At 68.8% G+C, this 15200-nt stretch carries 22 protein-coding genes; 15 read left to right on the top strand and 7 right to left on the bottom strand.

All coding sequences use genetic code 11. The features are described 5' to 3' along the window. The first annotated feature begins 1193 nt into the window (after positions 1–1193). Positions 1194–1331, top strand: a complete 138-nt coding sequence (locus ACIRQY_RS35265) for a hypothetical protein (protein ID WP_403932847.1) — start codon at positions 1194–1196, stop codon at positions 1329–1331. Positions 1332–1440: 109 nt separating this feature from the next. Here ACIRQY_RS35265 and ACIRQY_RS35270 read toward each other — a convergent pair whose 3' ends face one another. Then, positions 1441–1767, bottom strand: coding sequence for a DUF6087 family protein (locus ACIRQY_RS35270; protein ID WP_403932850.1), 327 nt, complete (start codon positions 1765–1767; stop codon positions 1441–1443). 259 nt (positions 1768–2026) lie between these two features. On the opposite strand from ACIRQY_RS35270, the gene ACIRQY_RS35275 reads away from it, so the two are divergent. The 7 genes from ACIRQY_RS35275 to ACIRQY_RS35305 all read left to right on the top strand — a co-directional run bounded on the left by ACIRQY_RS35275 (position 2027) and on the right by ACIRQY_RS35305 (position 6778). Further along, positions 2027–2350, top strand: a complete 324-nt coding sequence (locus tag ACIRQY_RS35275; RefSeq protein ID WP_403932853.1) for a hypothetical protein — start codon at positions 2027–2029, stop codon at positions 2348–2350. Positions 2351–2562: 212 nt separating this feature from the next. Next, a complete protein-coding gene (locus ACIRQY_RS35280) occupies positions 2563–2784 on the top strand; it encodes a hypothetical protein (RefSeq protein WP_403932856.1) in 222 nt (73 codons plus the stop codon). A gap of 121 nt (positions 2785–2905) precedes the next feature. Continuing rightward, positions 2906–3355 carry a hypothetical protein gene (locus ACIRQY_RS35285; RefSeq protein ID WP_403932858.1) on the top strand — a complete coding sequence of 150 codons (450 nt, stop codon included), beginning with the start codon at positions 2906–2908 and terminating at the stop codon, positions 3353–3355. Between the two features lie 483 nt (positions 3356–3838). Continuing rightward, positions 3839–4219 (top strand): glycine cleavage system protein GcvH, encoded by a 381-nt coding sequence (gene gcvH / locus ACIRQY_RS35290; protein ID WP_403932861.1) that lies wholly within the window; start codon positions 3839–3841, stop codon positions 4217–4219. A 185-nt stretch (positions 4220–4404) separates the two neighbouring features. Next, positions 4405–4779 (top strand): EF-hand domain-containing protein, encoded by a 375-nt coding sequence (locus ACIRQY_RS35295; protein WP_403932864.1) that lies wholly within the window; start codon positions 4405–4407, stop codon positions 4777–4779. A 344-nt stretch (positions 4780–5123) separates the two neighbouring features. Next, positions 5124–6506, top strand: a complete 1383-nt coding sequence (locus ACIRQY_RS35300) for a serine/threonine-protein kinase (protein ID WP_403932867.1) — start codon at positions 5124–5126, stop codon at positions 6504–6506. Positions 6507–6580: 74 nt separating this feature from the next. Further along, complete coding sequence (locus tag ACIRQY_RS35305) at positions 6581–6778, top strand: hypothetical protein (protein ID WP_403932870.1); 198 nt, start codon at positions 6581–6583, stop codon at positions 6776–6778. Positions 6779–7080: 302 nt separating this feature from the next. Here ACIRQY_RS35305 and ACIRQY_RS35310 read toward each other — a convergent pair whose 3' ends face one another. From ACIRQY_RS35310 to ACIRQY_RS35335, 6 genes are all read right to left on the bottom strand, one after another. Then, the gene (locus ACIRQY_RS35310; protein ID WP_403932873.1) at positions 7081–7299 is read right to left on the bottom strand and encodes a hypothetical protein; all 219 of its coding nucleotides are present in this window, start codon (positions 7297–7299) and stop codon (positions 7081–7083) included. A 262-nt stretch (positions 7300–7561) separates the two neighbouring features. Continuing rightward, positions 7562–8194 carry a hypothetical protein gene (locus ACIRQY_RS35315; RefSeq protein WP_403932876.1) on the bottom strand — a complete coding sequence of 211 codons (633 nt, stop codon included), beginning with the start codon at positions 8192–8194 and terminating at the stop codon, positions 7562–7564. 266 nt (positions 8195–8460) lie between these two features. Further along, a complete protein-coding gene (locus ACIRQY_RS35320; protein ID WP_403932879.1) occupies positions 8461–8844 on the bottom strand; it encodes a hypothetical protein in 384 nt (127 codons plus the stop codon). Between the two features lie 250 nt (positions 8845–9094). Then, positions 9095–9337: a DUF397 domain-containing protein gene (locus ACIRQY_RS35325; RefSeq protein ID WP_403932909.1), complete on the bottom strand. Its 243-nt coding sequence runs from the start codon at positions 9335–9337 to the stop codon at positions 9095–9097. 103 nt (positions 9338–9440) lie between these two features. Beyond that, positions 9441–9635 carry a DUF397 domain-containing protein gene (locus ACIRQY_RS35330; protein WP_403932882.1) on the bottom strand — a complete coding sequence of 65 codons (195 nt, stop codon included), beginning with the start codon at positions 9633–9635 and terminating at the stop codon, positions 9441–9443. A gap of 16 nt (positions 9636–9651) precedes the next feature. Beyond that, on the bottom strand, positions 9652–10530 hold the full coding sequence (locus tag ACIRQY_RS35335) for a helix-turn-helix domain-containing protein (protein ID WP_403932885.1): 879 nt from the start codon (positions 10528–10530) through the stop codon (positions 9652–9654). A 333-nt stretch (positions 10531–10863) separates the two neighbouring features. Between ACIRQY_RS35335 and ACIRQY_RS35340 the strand changes: the two genes are divergently transcribed. From ACIRQY_RS35340 to ACIRQY_RS35370, 7 genes are all read left to right on the top strand, one after another. Continuing rightward, positions 10864–11046, top strand: a complete 183-nt coding sequence (locus ACIRQY_RS35340) for a hypothetical protein (protein ID WP_403932888.1) — start codon at positions 10864–10866, stop codon at positions 11044–11046. Next, positions 11046–11627 carry a hypothetical protein gene (locus ACIRQY_RS35345; protein ID WP_403932891.1) on the top strand — a complete coding sequence of 194 codons (582 nt, stop codon included), beginning with the start codon at positions 11046–11048 and terminating at the stop codon, positions 11625–11627. The genes ACIRQY_RS35340 and ACIRQY_RS35345 overlap by 1 nt, the downstream gene beginning before the upstream one ends. Next, positions 11624–12037: an ATP-binding protein gene (locus tag ACIRQY_RS35350; RefSeq protein WP_403932894.1), complete on the top strand. Its 414-nt coding sequence runs from the start codon at positions 11624–11626 to the stop codon at positions 12035–12037. The genes ACIRQY_RS35345 and ACIRQY_RS35350 overlap by 4 nt, the downstream gene beginning before the upstream one ends. Then, positions 12034–12495: a hypothetical protein gene (locus tag ACIRQY_RS35355; RefSeq protein WP_403932897.1), complete on the top strand. Its 462-nt coding sequence runs from the start codon at positions 12034–12036 to the stop codon at positions 12493–12495. Before ACIRQY_RS35350 ends, ACIRQY_RS35355 begins: the two co-directional genes overlap by 4 nt. A gap of 143 nt (positions 12496–12638) precedes the next feature. Next, positions 12639–13475 (top strand): DUF6415 family natural product biosynthesis protein, encoded by an 837-nt coding sequence (locus tag ACIRQY_RS35360; protein WP_403932900.1) that lies wholly within the window; start codon positions 12639–12641, stop codon positions 13473–13475. 237 nt (positions 13476–13712) lie between these two features. Continuing rightward, entirely contained in the window at positions 13713–14345 is a 633-nt protein-coding gene (locus ACIRQY_RS35365; protein WP_403932903.1) for a DUF6624 domain-containing protein, read from the top strand. 149 nt (positions 14346–14494) lie between these two features. Next, positions 14495–15103 carry a hypothetical protein gene (locus tag ACIRQY_RS35370; RefSeq protein ID WP_403932906.1) on the top strand — a complete coding sequence of 203 codons (609 nt, stop codon included), beginning with the start codon at positions 14495–14497 and terminating at the stop codon, positions 15101–15103. Positions 15104–15200 lie beyond the last annotated feature (97 nt).

Genomic DNA, 15200 nt, shown 5'->3' on the forward strand with positions numbered 1-15200 from the left:
TCAGGTCCGATGGGTACCCACCCCCAACGCCGCTCACAGAGAGTTCAACGAGCCCTTCAGCAACGGGACACGGCAGATCTCAAACGCGGTCTGACCGGGAGGCCAGCATTCTTCCGCTACCCCCTCTCTGCCGTCAGCAAAGTGACATCGGGTTCCTCTAACCGCTCCGAGCAAGAGTCCCGGTCTCCCCGGACCTCGCTGAACCTTTTCATCCTGTGCCGAGAGGGTGAAATGGCCTGGCGGGCGGGGGGGTGACAGGGCAGGGCCCCTAAGAGGACGTCAATGTCGCAGCGCCGGACGGTGCGTTCGATGTGGGACAACACTGTGAAGGTCATGGGTTGACTAAGTGCGGTGACGCGGGCGCCAAGCTGGCGCTGGGAGTAGCCGCGGGCCCTGCGGTTGCGTTCGATGGCCTGGGCGGGGGCGTGTCCGGCGGGTCCGTTTCTAGCGGGCGTGGCGGCATGGGTAGTGTTGTAGCTTGCGCGTCGGCCGCTCGGGAAGGATTTTCCCGTCTGCCGTGAGCGATGCGGATCACACGGGCACTTTCGACACTGATTTCAGCAACCAGGATTTCACCCCTCCAGTTGCCGGACCGCCGTCGCGGCGAACCAGCGACCTGTAACGAATTCCAGCGTCAAAGCCACTGAACTTGATCGAGTGATGTCAGGCTGTTCTCCAGACAGCATGAAGATGACCTCGGTAACTCTCGTTCGATGAGATATTCGCAGGGCGGCGGCTTGACCGACGTCGAGAGAGTCGGACGGGAGTGGGTCCGGCGCCAGGCCGTGAGAGGTGTGGCCGAAGGTAAGAGCACCGCGGCGGTGAACAGCGGTTGGGTGGTCTTCGAGGACGAGGCCGGTCAGCCGATGCGCCGCCGCGTGCCAGGACCTGAGGCCGCAGGGGCAGCACCCTGGCCGCCCGCGTGCGCGGGAAGGAGGCGTCCTGTCACCAGACGGTCCGGTGTCCGGGCGAGACAGTAATGCCGAAGTCGTACGGGCCGGATGCTCAGTGCCATCCCGCTGACGCCAGGCCCGCTCGGTCTCATCGGCAAGGCGGCGGGGCGCCCTGGTAGGCCACCGGTCGCCGCCAACGGCGCACAGAGCCGCCCCCGGCGACCATGCACGCGACGTGCCCGAGCCGTCGCCACAGGGTGGTGTTCGACGCGCTGACCACGTCGCCCGAGCTGCCGGGCCTTGCACGACGCCCGGCACGAGCGCGGCGACGGGTACGCGGCCGCGATCCGGCACGTCGCGAACCGGCCGCTGAGCGGGCTGCACCACTGTCTCCGGACCGGCCAGCACTACGACGAGGCGGTGCTGTTCCGCTCGTGACTCGGTCCGGGCTGGCCGATGGGCCGCTGGGCCAACGCCTGATGGACATCCCTGGGCCGATGAGCCCTTAAAGCGGGAACGGCGCCAGCGGTCTCTCCGCCAGCCCGGCTTACGTGTCGCGTTCGTCCGCCGGGGACGGCTTCCTGTGCCGTCCCCGGCCCTTGCCGAGCGGCGGCCGGTCCCACTCGGCAGGCTTCTCCGGCTGAGGGGGAAGCGGGTAGAGCAGGGCCTTGACGGCGGCCAGGTTCTCCGCGACGCCGACCACGATCCATTCGCTGCCCGTCCACTCCTCGATCACCCTCGGCGCGCCGGGGTCGACGTGGGCGCCGCGGTGGGGGCTGTTGCCGAGCGGGATGACGCGGCGCCTGCCCTTGGCCGCCTTCCGGCGGATCTCCCGGCGGCGTGCCCATTCCTCCAAGGGTTCTTCGTCGTTCATCGCGGCATCGTGGCGTGGCAGCGTCGCGCATCGCCACCCCTTCACCAGAGCGGGCCGGAGTCGTCGGGAACGGCCCGGGGCCGGTCCGTTCCTGCCCAGGCGCCCTCCGGGTGCGGGCTGCATGACGGGGTGGGGTCACCCGTTCGGCGGAGTCCCCGCGAACGCTCAAGGGGTGGGCGAGCTGCACCCGTGTTCGTAGGCTGCCCGGCCGGGAGGCGTCCAGACGCGCTTCCCCGTGAGCGCATGGAGGAGGGCCACGATGACGGTCAGCATGGTCGGCAAGCTGGTGAGAGACAAGATTCCGAAGATCATGATCGCTAAAGGCATCGAAGCGGTCTTCTACATCGCAGCTCCCGAGGAGCGACGCAAGAGGCTGCGGAGGAAGTTGATGGAGGAGGTCCGCGAGTACCTCTTTGCGGACGAGGAGTCGGGGCCCGAGGAGCTTGCCGACGTCCTGGAGGTGATCCTCGCGCTCGCCAAGGATCACGGGATCAGTACGGACCAGTTGGAGGAGATCCGTAAGAAGAAGGAGCTGGAGCGGGGTGCGTTCGACGACTGGATCATCTTGGCGGGTACCCGTTGAGCGGGCGCCGGGTGACTTCGGTGTCTCCCTGAGCTGAGAGAGAGCGGGCTCACTGCCGCGCCCTCTGGCTCAGCGGTGGCTCGGCGCACCCGCTTCCTCGGTCTGTGGGCAGAAGCGGTGAGCGGTCGGCGGGCTTCGTCTGCTCCGGCCTCCGAGTTGGCACAGGTGTCCGCCGGTTGGACGTGACCGTCCTCTGGGGTGACCCTGGAGGGGTGAGCGCGCCCATCACGGTCCACCGCCCCTCGCCCTCCGGAGGGCGGCGGGTGAGCGTGCACCGGGCCGGCCGCGACGAGATCCTGGGGCTGGCTCACTCCGATCACGACTTGGCGGTCTTCCTGGAAGCGGCGGGGGTTCTTGATCCGGAGTCCGTGATCGACGACCCGTCATGGGTCGAGTGGCGCGGCGGCCGGGCCCATGTGTGGAACGCGGCCTGAGCCAGCTGCCCTGTCCGGTCCCAGCGGCGCACGACACTAGGCTCCCCCGCACGGATGCTGCTCCCCGTCTCGCCTCCCGGGCGGCGGCCCCGGCTGCCGCCCGACGCTGATCGGAGCAGCCTTGAACCACGACCTCGTCGACGCCCTGGACTCCTGGGACAGCCACTGGAGGTGGGCGCAGGACGCCGCCGTCACCGCGTTGAAGACCGCGTTGCCTCTCCTGGCCGAGGACTCCAGCCGGATGTGCGACCACCCTCGCCTGGGTCTGACGCATGAGGAAGGCACGGGGCGGGTGTACGTCGAGGACCTGCGGGCGGTCATCGAGTTCAAGGGGCTGCCCAACGTGGTCGTCGAGAAGGCGGTGGACGCCGTGGGGTTTCCGTATCTCAACGGCGCTGACGGCACGCTCGCGGGATCCGGGCCGGGCGTCTACTCGTACGACTGCGAGATGTCGGGCGCGCAGTTCGAGTTCGGCTTGGGCGCCGACGGGCGCGGCACAATCGAGGTGTGCAATGCGGCGATCCCGGATGCCGTAGCGATCCTGGACGCCCTCCACTGCACGCTGACGTGATACCTCTCCGCAGAAGGGCCGGGGCGGTGAGAGCACTCCGGTAGGAGCCGACCTCGTTCTCCTCCCGCGGCTGGCTCTGTTCACTAGGGCCCGTCTGACAATTCCCGCCTGCCTCACGACGCCATGCACGCACTCTCGGCGCACCGGCCCCAGAGCCACGTACATCCAGTACGAGGGCCTGGGGCCAGCACGCCGAGAGCACGCACCTGACGCCGCGCGGCCGCCCTACGGGCGACGACGGGAATTGTCAGACAGGCCCTAGAACGGGACGGTAAGTGTTCGCCGCTTCGGGGGGGGCGGTGAGGCTGGTGGCCGTTCGATTCCTGAGACCCCGAGGTGTACTCGCTGACCACGTGCCACGCTCGATCTGCTGGCGGCGTACGTCGTCAACGCTCAGACACGCGTCTCCGGAATCATCACGGCGGCACACCCATGGTGTGACACTGGGTCACCTGTTGATCACGTGCCCGAGGAGCTTCTGCTTTGTCGAATGTCCCTGCTGAGTTCAAGTACACGGATGAGCACGAGTGGGTGCGCACCGAAGCCGACGGAACGCTGACGATCGGCCTCACCGACTACGCCCAGAACACGCTTGGGGACATCGTGTTCCTTGAGCTGCCTGCGGTGGGCACGCAGGTCAAGGCGGGGGACGCCATTGGCGTCGTTGAGTCGGTGAAGGCCGCCTCCGATATCTACAGCCCTGTCACTGGCAAGGTCGTCGCCATCAACACCGACGTCGCAGACACGCCCGAGGAGGTGAACAGCGACGCCTATGACGCGTGGCTGTTCAAGATCAAGCTGGCGGCCGGAGCTGGCACCGGCCACCTGCTCGACGCCGCCTCCTACGTGAAGCTGATCGGCTGACCCTGCTGGGCGACTCCACGGCATGGGGCCGCGGAGTCTTCGGCATCGGCTCTCAAGGGCACTGCGTCGGTCTACCCGTGCCGGGCGAGACAGTCCTCGAAGCCGTGCTTGTCCGGCGCGCCCCGGCAGGACACTCATGCACATAATGCTAAAAACCGTGCACTGATACTCATCAGGGAGTTGTTGTGCGTCTGCCTCTTCCTTTCCTGCTGGCGCGGATGGCCACAGTCGCCGCTCTCACCGCCGCCGCCTTGCTCCCGCTCAACTCCGCGGCGCTCGCCTCCCCGGCCGCTGCCGCCGCCCGTCCGGCGGCAGCGGCGGCGAAGGAGTGCGACGACCCGCCACCGGAGCAGATCGCGGTGCTCCAGAAGGCTTTCAACTACCTCGACAGTGAACACAAGGGCTACCTGACTCCGGCCGAGGCCGTGATCATGCTGGCCGCCGCCGGAGTCGACCTCACCGAAGCGCAGGTCGAGGACCTGGTGGACGAGAACCATGACGGCAAGATCGAGTTCGCCGAGATCGTCCATTACCTGACGTGTGAAGCCGAACTCCCCTAGCTAGCGCGGCTGATCGTCCTGCCCTGTCGCCAGGCCCCCGAGGAACGTCCGGGGCCTGGTTTTCAGTCTCCGGTGACCGGGGCCTGAAATACCGGCGCCGGTGAAACCGGGCTCCGGTGAACCGGGTACCGGAAGGTCAGGCCCCTTTAGTACCAACATCAAGTACCACCATTAAGACCTTACGATGCCTTCGCTCCGCTCAGGCAACGTCGGCATGGTGCGTGCCCAACAGTCACCCGTCTGAAGCCGATGGGCTCGATTCCTCACTCCTCCGCGCCGAACCCGCAGTAGCCTTCTGACGGCGCTCAGTCAACACACGGGTGCCCCAGCGATCGGGGGATCCGTTGTCCGCACCGCCGCCCACCACAGCTGTCTCCGGACTCGCCCTGGCCGCCGGCCGCTACCGACTGGTCTCGCCCTTGGGCTCCGGTGGCTTCGGTCGGGTCTGGCTGGCACGCGACCACCGGCTGAACGTCGACGTCGCCATCAAGGAGGTGTACGTCCCGCCGGGCAGTACCCCGGAGGAGACCGCCGAACGCGTGGAACGCGCGGCCTGGGAAGCCCGCCACGCCGCACAGTTACGGGACCACCCCAACGTCGTCGCCGTACACGACGTGGTCGTCGAGCGCGGCGTGCCGTGGACCGTCATGCAGTACGTCTCGGGACGTTCCCTGGCCGACGAGATCCGCCAGAACGGCCCCGTCGATCGGGGGTTGGTCAAGCGGGTAGGGCTGGCGATGCTGGCGGCTCTCGGCGCCTGTCATCAGGCGGGCATCATGCACCGGGACGTCAAGCCCGCCAACATCATGCTCGCCAAGGACGGCACGGTGATGCTCACCGACTTCGGCATCGCCAAGCAGGTCGGCCAGTCGTCGATGACCAGAACAGACTTGGTCATCGGCTCCATGGAGTACATCGCCCCCGAGCGGGCCCGTGGTCACCCTGCCACCCCTGCCACCGACCTCTTCTCGCTCGGGGTCACGCTCTACCACGCGGCCGAGGGCGTCTCACCGTTCGGCAGGGGCTCGGGCATGGCCAGCCTGTCGGCGGTGCTGCTCGACGAACTACCTGAACCGGTACGGGCGGGCGAGCGGCTGACCTGGGTTATCGAGGGACTCACGGCCAAGAACCCGGTACGGCGGATGACTGCTCACCAGGCGGCGGCCATTCTGCGCGGGGGTGACAACACCACCCGGCCCAGGCCGAAACCAGATCCGACGGTGAAGGACCTATCGGCCGCCAAGGCCACAGCAACTCCCGCGCTCAGGCCCGCCAAGACCACGACGGCGAACCCCGAAACCCATAAGCCTTCCGCCGCCAGGCGCATAATGGGTTTCGCTGCGGGAACAATCGTGCTGGGCAGCATCATCGGCGCTCTGGCTTTCCATCAGCAGATCTGGGCCTACATCGAGAGCCAATTCGTCTCCGCCGCCCCCGCTCCCACCCGCTCGATGGAGAGCATCGAGCAGGGCGAGTGCTTCACCATCGCCATCCAGGTACCGACAAGGCGGGCAGTCGCCAAGTGCGACAAGACTCCGGCCTCAGATCTGGAGCTGTGGCAGGTCGTCCGGCGCTTCGACACCCCCACCGCCATCTGCTCCCCGGCCAGCACTCCCAGTTGGCCCGAAACATTCGTCGATGGCATCTACCCCGGAGACTATTTCCACCGGATGATCCGACCGGCCGATGGTTCCTACATCCTGTGCGTCCAGAGACGCTACCTATAGCGGGGTCCATCGGTGAGCTCTCCCAGACGGCGGGGCTACTGTCACAGATACTGGCCTGCCGACGTACTGCAGGCATGACGACATCACCCCCGTTCTCTCTTGCCCGCCACTACTACGAGACCCGGCGCGAGCTGCGGACAGCCGCAGGGGAGCGCACGACACCGTGGTTCCGGCTCGCGGACGCCGAGCGGAGTGTCGCGGTCGCCGAGACGCTGCGGCGGGCGGCGGCCGAGCAGCAGTTGCTCCCGGAACACCTCATGCGCGCTCTGTGATCTTGCCGTACGCTCCCTGGCATGTCGCCGGACCCATTCCTCGCAGCTCTCGAACATGCCAGTCGCACCGTGGCCGCACGCGTGCTGGGGCAGCTCCCTGCCGCCACCGTCGCGCATGTCACGATCGCTCACACGTCCTGCTGCGACTCCGCTCGGGCGCGGTGCGGTTCCGACCTGACGGGGCCCGTGCCGGCGGGTGACGGCGGGCAGGAGTGTGTGGTCTGCGCGGACCTCGAAACCGTCGGATGCCCGAAGTGCCCTGAGGGCGGGCGCTCACACTGAGCACCCGCCCCGGAAGCTGCTCACCCTAGGCGCAGGTCCCGACCTCCGCGATGATCGCGACCGCCTTCTCCTGGCACTCCCGGCAGCGTGCCGCGTGCCCCCGTCGTGGCGATGCCGAGGAGGTTCCGGGCCTTGCGTGCGCAGGAACGGCATGCGCGGGTCTTGCCCTCGCGTTGCCCGCACGCGATCAGGGCGATCGTGTCCAGCAGGGTCGCCGACGGCTCGGCCGTGCTGCTCATGAGAGGGGCATCTCCTCGGTGGGATCGGGCTACTTGGGGGTGGGGACCGGGTTGCCGGGGCGCAGGAGGAGCCGGGAGAGGTTGCGGCCGTCACGGTAGGCGTTCCACGTGACCATCAGGTAGGCGAGGTGCCGGGCCCAGTCGATGCGGCCTTCCTTCGCGCGCTCGGAGGTGACGCGGGTGCGCAGCGCGAGGATGGGGTGGCCGGAGGGCAGTTCGGCGCCGTCGCCGAGCCGCTGGAAGAACCAGGCGGCGGCCGGGTCTATCGCGGCCAGGAGGTGGTGGGCGGTGCCGAGGGCCGACGGCGGATGTGGGGGAAGGCGGTGTGGGTGCGCTGGGCGACTTCCGCGGAGCGGCGGATCTGGGGGTGCGCCGCCAGGAGGTTCTGGGACTCGGCGGTGGTGAGGCGGGTGCGGCGGGTGAACTTCCGGTCGCCCTGCTCCCAGGCCCACAGGCGGCCCAGGATGGCGGCGACGGTGGTGGCGTTAGTCTCGGCGGCCAGAGACAGTGCGTCGGCTGTGGTTCGGCGGCGGCCGGAGTCCATCGTGGTCTGCGTCTCGGCGGGCAGGCCGGTGATGATGAAGGTCTGGACGGGCTTCTTCGCCTTCACGACCGCGTGGAGACGGTGCTGGCCGTCCAGGACGTTGCCGTGGGTGTCGAACTTGATGGCCTCGCCGTTCAGGGGCCAAGTCCCGGCCTCGATGTCACGGGCGTAGTCGTCGACGGCGGTGGAGCGCAGCGCCCGGTTGTGGGTGTTGCGGCGCAGCAGTCGGCCGGCGAGCTGGGGGTGGAGTTCGATCACGTGGGCGCCGGGGCCGTGCGCGCTCGCGGTCAGGGCGTCGAAGACGGCCAGCGTCATCGGCGCGGCGGGCATGGCGGTAGCAAGAGCCGTCATAATAGGGGCATCTCCTCGTGCGGGGTACGGGGGCGGGCTCCGGTGTGGAGTCCTGCCCTGTAGTACGCCGCCCGCCGGATTCTGTTACACCTGCCCGGAAAGCGCAGGTCAAAGCTGTGGTGGTTTGAGTTCGACGATGACGAGGGACATGCGCCCGCCGCCGCTCGGGACGGGCGGGCCACGGTCTGGGAAGGGACCGGCGTACCCGGCGGCTCCGTGTCGGGCCGTTGTGCGGTCCCGGTCATCGCCGTGATGGTCTCAAGTCGTCATGCGGTCTCCTTCGTCGTCGGGAGCGGAGGCAAGGGCCGGAGAGAGGCCCACCAGATGCTGTACTCCACGTCGTCGAGGTACGTCGCCTGCGTCTCGTCGGCCAGGTGCACGATCAGGTGCTCGGCTCGGTGAGCCGCGCGGGTCGAGGGATCGAAGTCGGCTTCGTCCGGGCCTTCAGCCCGCAGATCCTGGCAGCCACCGCAGGTCTCGTCCCAGTCGGGCAGCCAGTCGGGGTGCGCGGCAAGCAGGTGCTCGACCAGTTCCCAACGGCTCTCGTCGGCGGCCCGGGTCCAGCAGCGGTCCGCGCCCCGGCAGCGGGATTCCCAGAGATGCGAGACGTGCCGGAGGGCGAGGGTCCTGCACTCGCCGCAGCCGCCCATCCGCGTGATGCCGTCGGTGATTATGTGCCTGCCTCCTGTCGTGTCTGCTCTGTTCCCCTGCCGGAGACGGGGTGTGCGCTGGCGTACACGGATGACCAAACCTGAGGCCGGTGAAACGTGTGAGGCGCGATCAGCCAGCCCAGCGCCCGGACGATAGCCTCCCGGCTCTCGGTGCTGTGGGTAGCGCGAAGGGCGGCCTACCTTCCCTCCGATACGGATCGGGAAGGCGGGCCGCCTCCGGTGTCACGGGTCAGATCTGGGCGGCCGTGCTGTCGCCGACGGAGTCCACGAAGGTGCTGAAGGCTCCGGGGGTGAACCGCAAGCGGGCTCCGCTCGGGACCTTCGAGTCGCGGATGTGGACGACCGCGTGGGTGTCCACGGTGTCGGCGACCTCGACGCAGTTGTTGCCCGTTCCGTCGCTGTAGGAGGACTTGTACCAGGCGAAGTCGTTGCTCTCAGGGTTTGGCGTGATGGCCGGGTGGTTGGAGTCGATGGCCGTTCATCCTTTTGCTAGTTCGTTCTTGGGGGCTTGACCGACGTCGAGACCGCACCCCACGCATCTGCCTTGGGGAATCCGGGCCGTTCGCCGGATGGTGCTACGCGGCGAAGGCACCTGCCGCAACGCTGCTGACGAACGTGTACCAAGCACTGGGAGAACTGACGAAGGCTGGCCCGTCGGCCACCTTGGAGTCGGTCACGCCCACAGTCCGAACGAGGTCGGCGACCTCGATGCAGGCGCCGCCATTGCTGTCGCTGTACGAAGACTTGAACCAAGCGGTCGTGGGGGCCACCTCGGAGGCCCGCAGGTTAGTAGCGATGGCTCATCCATCCTTGCGTGAGTTGGTACAGGAATTCGGGCGTCGCCACCGGCGCCAGCGCACTCTCGCGCATGACGTCGAAGCCTCGTACGGAGTTGGCGACCGCCCGGGGTTCGTCCGTGACGGAGATGGTGTTCGGAAGGTCGATCTGAACTACCGAATCCACATCGTCAGGGAAGTCGAGGATGATGAAATTAGACCTGGCTCGGTACGTGACCGTGCTGGTCGGCAGGACCTGAACGGTCACGTTCTCCAGCTTGCTGAGTTCGATGACCTCGTCGTACTGGGCCCGCATTATCTCGGGCCCTCCGACCATCCGTGACAGCGCTGCTTCGTCCATCACGACTCGAAGCTCCAAGGGGCTGTCCGTCCGGGTGATCAGCTCCTTGCGTTCGAGCCTCAGCTTCGTGTTCGTCTCGATGAACTCGCTGGTGGTCTCATCGATGGGCTTGGCCAGCTGGAACAGCGCTCGGGTGTATGCCTCCGTCTGCAGGATGCCGAACACGACGTCCGGCTGGAAGGCGCGCATCGCGCTCGCCGCCTCTTCCAGGCCCCGATAGGTGGGCATCTTTGAGGGCATGACGCCCTTGTACGGCGTCCAGGGATCCTTGCTCAGGGACTCACGGTGGAGCTGGAGCAGCGTCTCCCGGTCGCCCTTGTCGATCACGTCGTAGAGCGTCATCAGGTCTTCGAGATCGGTCGTTCGAGGGAGGTCGATCTCGCCCAGTTCGGCCCGCGCCAGCTTGGTGGCGGAGAACCCGAGCCTCTGGGCCACGTCCTCCTGTGTCAGCCCTTTCGCTTCCCGTAGTCGGCGGAGCTCCCTTCCGAGTTCACGTCGCCTGAATGTCGCTCCTCGTCGCGCTGCCACCCTGTGGGGTCCTCTCCTGCTTCCTGTTGGTGCTCATCAAGGTCTCTGTTCACCGCCGACGTGTCCTCTGCCTCTGAGTGTGCCACCCCCTGTCTCCCCTGAACATGGCCCCTGTTGGCGCTCCGGCATTTGCCATTTTCCGTTACCGCGCAAGTGCGCTTGCACTTTAACTCTCACATGCGCAACGGTAGTTGAGCCAGAGGATACGCGCCGCCGGTGCATCTACCTGGCCCCTCCTGAACAGCTCGCGGCTGCCTCCAGTGCAGCCGAAGTAGGCCAAGCAGCCGTCGCAGGAGGTCCCAGTTCCCCTCTTTCAACGAGCCGAGGCCCATCGTGACGACGAGCCAGAGCACCACCCGCACCACACCGTGGCCCCCGTCCCCTGCGGAGCAGGCCACGGAGATCCCCACGACCGTGCCCCTCAGGCACGATCAGCACCCCCACGACCCCGTGGCAGCGGCGCTCCTGGTGTTCGCCGGTCACAACGGCGAGGACATCCCGAGGAGGAGGTCCTGATGCCGCTCGCGCTCAGCACTCTGGTGGCGGATGTCTTGGACCGGGCCGCCTTCCTCACCGAGACGCCGCTGCACCCGCCGGTCCGGCGTCCGCCGGGCCGGGGCCGCCGGACCCCGGGATGGATGGAGGCCGAGAGGCAGTTCCGCCCCTACCCGGTGCACGAGTTCATCCTGCCGGACCCCCTCGCCCGGCTGGCCGCTGTCCGGCGTGACCTGCTCGCGCACCGCCTCGGGGCCCTCGACGCCCGGCAGCGGACCCCCCGGATCGTCCTCTACACCCACACCATGACCGCACCGGTCACCTCCGAGAGCTTCGCCGCGACAAGGGTGTACGCGGACGCGCAGCAGTGGCGTACGGGGTGGGACAGCATCGTCGACTGCCTCGATGTGCCGCCGAGACGGCGTCCCGGCTGGCGTCTGGCCCTGCGGCTGGTCAGGTCCGGGGACCTCGACGGGATCGTCGTGCCCGCCTACGACGCGATCAGCCACCACCTCGACGAGTACGAGGGTGAACTCGGGCTCGTCGAGCATGTCGGCGGCTTCCTCGCCATGGCGGTCCCCGAGACGGGTGGGCCCCGGTGACCACCGTCCTGCCTCCTACCGAGGTCGGGGGCGGGGGAATCGGCTTCGAGGCCGTCATGCCGCCCGAGCGGGAACGCGTCGCGGAGGCCCGCCGCTCCACCGCCGCGTGGCTGACGCGGTGGGACATCCCGGTCGAGACGGACGCTGCGGTCCTGATCGTCTCCGAACTCGTGACCAACGGGATCGTCCACGGCACAGGCACCGTCCGGCTGCGCGTCCTGTACAAGCGCGACACCCTGTGGATCGGGGTCACCGATGAGAGCACCGTGTACCCGCAGCTCAAGAACGCGGGCGACAACGACGTGGGCGGCCGGGGCCTGTTCCTGGTGGAAGCCCTCGCCAAGGAGTGGGGCACGACCGGCCGTATGACCTGGGCCATCCTCGCGGGCCGCGCGGGAGACACCCGATGATGACCCGCACCGACGCCGCCACCGTGGCCCGGCTGAAGGACCACTTCAGGCTACTCGTGGCGCCGAACCCGGTCGACGAGAGCGTCCTCGCCGTCCTGCACGAGATCCTCGACGACACCCTCACCCCGACGAGGGTAGAGCTGCCGAGCAGGTTCTCCTCGAAGCGAGAGCGCCGGGCGGGCGCTGCTCGCCGTCACCCCGCCGCGCCGTCCCCCGCCCGGCGCAAGGCCCGGCCGTCCTCCGAGGACGTCTGGCGCTCCCTGCGCCAGCTCCGGCGGGCCACCTACCCCATCGTCGACCGTGTCCGGGAACGGATCTCCCCCGCCCCGGAGGACACCATCCAGCAGGCGCTCGCCCTGTGCCGGGCCAAGCCGGAAGACGAAGACGTCCTGGGCTACCTGCGGCGCTTCGCGAGCGTCCTCCTCGACCTCGCCGACCTGGTCCACCAGGAGGAATGAGGCACCCCCCCAATCGTCGGACCAATCCCCCCGGTCCGACAACACGTCCGGCGCCGGGAGAACACGGCACCCCCTCCCCACACGGGGCGCCGAAGCGCCCCGGCGCCGGACGCCCCACCCACTCCCCGACCGAAGGAAGCCCCGTGAGCACGACCGTCACCCCCCTCCAGCCCGTCATACTCGCCCCGCAGGAACGACAGGTCCTCGAAGGGCTGGCGGACGGCACGGGCATCGACCAGGTCGCGTTCACCCTGTCGATCACCTCCGGAACGGCCTCCGGCTACGTCAAGAGCGCGAGGGCCAAGCTGGGGCCCTGGGCGCCCGACGTCCCCTCAGCCCTCGCGGTGTCCTACGCGATCGAAGCGATCACCGCGCCCGTGCTCCGGCGCCGCGACGAAATATACGTCTCAGGCGAGCGCCAGGCCCTGATCCCGCTCATCGCCCAGGGCCTGCCCTCGCCCCAGATAGCCCTCGCCCTCGGCAGGCCCATCCAGGAGGTGCGCGCGGACTGCCGCGGCCTCCGGATCGACGTCGACGCCAGGAACAACGCCCACCTGATATCCCGCGCCTTCGAGTTCCAGCTCCTCACCGCCGCCGACGTAGCCGGGTGGATGCTCCCCGCCGAGCGGGAACTGAAGCCGCTCGAACTGCGGGCGCGCATAGCAACGGTCAGAGGGTGGGAGTCCCGTACCAGTGCGCCGCCGTCGGCCGACGACGCCACGGCAATCACCAGGGAACTCGCCGCAGGCGGGAAGTTGCTCGTCGCGGAGCTGAACCGCCGGGTCAAGGCCATGGCGCCGACGTCGACCCTCGCGCAGGACGTGAGGGCCACCATCGCCGACGCCAACCGCCGCCTGGACCTCCCCGAGATCTTCTCCACGCGGGACTCGGCCGTGGACTGGGCCGTCAGGACCGCGCGGCTCGTGAGCACCCTGCTGTACGCCTGCCACAAGGCCCGCCGGCAGCAGGGCCTGCTCTGACCCCCTGAACCCGAGGTCTCCACCGGCCGTGAGGACCAGCACAACCCGCTGGGCCCGAGGCCCGCCAGGAGACGGCGCCTGACCGCGCCCCGGCCGCAGCTCCGTACGGGAGGCTCACGGCCGGCTCTCCCCACCTCCCCCTTCCCTTCCCCTGCTGCGGCACGACGTTGTCGCCTCCGGAGCCGTCGCGGGGCAACGCAGTATCCGGCCGAAACCCGTCCCGAAAGGACGCCCACCGTGCACCGCCCTGAAAAGGTCCCTCCTCGTGGAAGGGACCGCACGACCACCGCTCCGCTGCACCGCCACCTCGCCCGCGAGCTGATCGCCTCGGCGACGAGGAGCGACGAGCAGTGGGCGCGTCTGTCCCGGACGCATCCGGCCGACCAGCAGGTGGGAGCGAGCCGCCACATCGACCACACCAACGCCGAACTCCTCCGCCGCAGGATCGCGGACTACGGGTGGCCGGACGTACCCCTCGTAGGGGAAGGCGGGGCCACGGCCGCCTGGCGGATCGCGTTGCGTGCCGACACCCACCCCGACTTCCAGCGCCTCGCCTCCCGGCTGATGCAGCAGGCGGTGGAGCGGGGTACCGCGTCCCAGACCCTGTGGGCCCACCTGTACGACAGGTCCCTCCTGAACTCCGGTCACCCGCAGTACTACGGCACCCAGTACCGCCTCGGCCCCGACGGACCGCGCATGCAGCCGGTGGCCGACCCCGACACCGAACTCGACGCCCGCCGGGCCGCAGTGAACCTCCCGCCCGCCGCCCTCGCGCTCCAGCGCCTGCGCGAACGCCTGGCGGCCGACCCGGTGACCGGCTCCGAACCGTACGCGGACACCCCCGGCGCCGAACTGGCGGACGCGGCATGACCACCACCGAAGCCAGGACCGGCCGATGAGCGGGCAGACCTGCGCGGAGCCGTACCCCGAACAGCACCTAGGCACCACCGTCCGGCTCCGGGAGCACGGGCTGCTTCCCCTCCCCCCCTTTTTGACTTCCGACCTCGTGAGGATGAGCCGTGCCCGGACCGAAGCCCCCGTACGTCGTGCCGTGGAAGGGGGAGACCGTCCTGTCCCCGACGGTCCAAATCAGCCGGTTCGGCGTCGAGTACGCCCGCCCCGCCCTCGACAGCGCCTGCCGCGACCGCGACCAGATTCTGTGGGCGGTGTGCGGGGGCGAACCGGACGGCGGTCCCGCGTACGCCCGTGAGCTCCACCCGGAGCGGCAGCAGGAGGCGATGGACGGTCTGCTGTGTGCCGGATGCGTCGGGGAGCCGACCCGCGACAGCAGCGGGATGCTCTGGGTCCTGCCCCTCCTCGACTTCGCCGGGAACACCGTCTGGGAGGGCGTGCGCACCGTGATCCCGCCCCTGTGCCAGGGGTGCGCGGACCATGCCAAGGCGTTCTGTCCCCGGCTGCGCGAGGGGTACGTCGAGCTGCGGGTCGGGGAGGCAGAGCCGGTCGGCGTCATGGGGACGCTCCACCCCCGGCCGGGCCAGCAGGGCAGACCCGACCACGACGCCCTCGTCCTCTACGACTCCCCCGACATGCCGTTCACCATCGCCCGCCAGTCCGTCCGTGAACTGCGCCGTACGACCGTCGTCGCGGTCGTCCCGGCTCCCTCCTAGGACGTGTCTTCAAAGGGTCATATCCACATCAGGAGTGACGCGATGGTGAGGGCCGCTTCGTAGGACTCGCGGGTTTTGTCGTAGCGGGTGGCGATGG

The organism is Streptomyces sp. NPDC101490 (assembly GCF_044767145.1).
Taxonomy (GTDB): domain Bacteria; phylum Actinomycetota; class Actinomycetes; order Streptomycetales; family Streptomycetaceae; genus Streptomyces.

Coding starts and splice junctions, on each gene's coding strand:
- ACIRQY_RS35270 (WP_403932850.1), bottom strand. CDS start 1,767: ATGAACGACGAAGAACCCTTGGAGGAATGGGCACGCCGCCGGGAGATC.
- ACIRQY_RS35275 (WP_403932853.1), top strand. CDS start 2,027: ATGACGGTCAGCATGGTCGGCAAGCTGGTGAGAGACAAGATTCCGAAG.
- ACIRQY_RS35305 (WP_403932870.1), top strand. CDS start 6,581: ATGACGACATCACCCCCGTTCTCTCTTGCCCGCCACTACTACGAGACC.
- ACIRQY_RS35310 (WP_403932873.1), bottom strand. CDS start 7,299: ATGAGCAGCACGGCCGAGCCGTCGGCGACCCTGCTGGACACGATCGCC.
- ACIRQY_RS35315 (WP_403932876.1), bottom strand. CDS start 8,194: ATGACGGCTCTTGCTACCGCCATGCCCGCCGCGCCGATGACGCTGGCC.
- ACIRQY_RS35320 (WP_403932879.1), bottom strand. CDS start 8,844: ATGGGCGGCTGCGGCGAGTGCAGGACCCTCGCCCTCCGGCACGTCTCG.
- ACIRQY_RS35345 (WP_403932891.1), top strand. CDS start 11,046: ATGCCGCTCGCGCTCAGCACTCTGGTGGCGGATGTCTTGGACCGGGCC.
- ACIRQY_RS35355 (WP_403932897.1), top strand. CDS start 12,034: ATGATGACCCGCACCGACGCCGCCACCGTGGCCCGGCTGAAGGACCAC.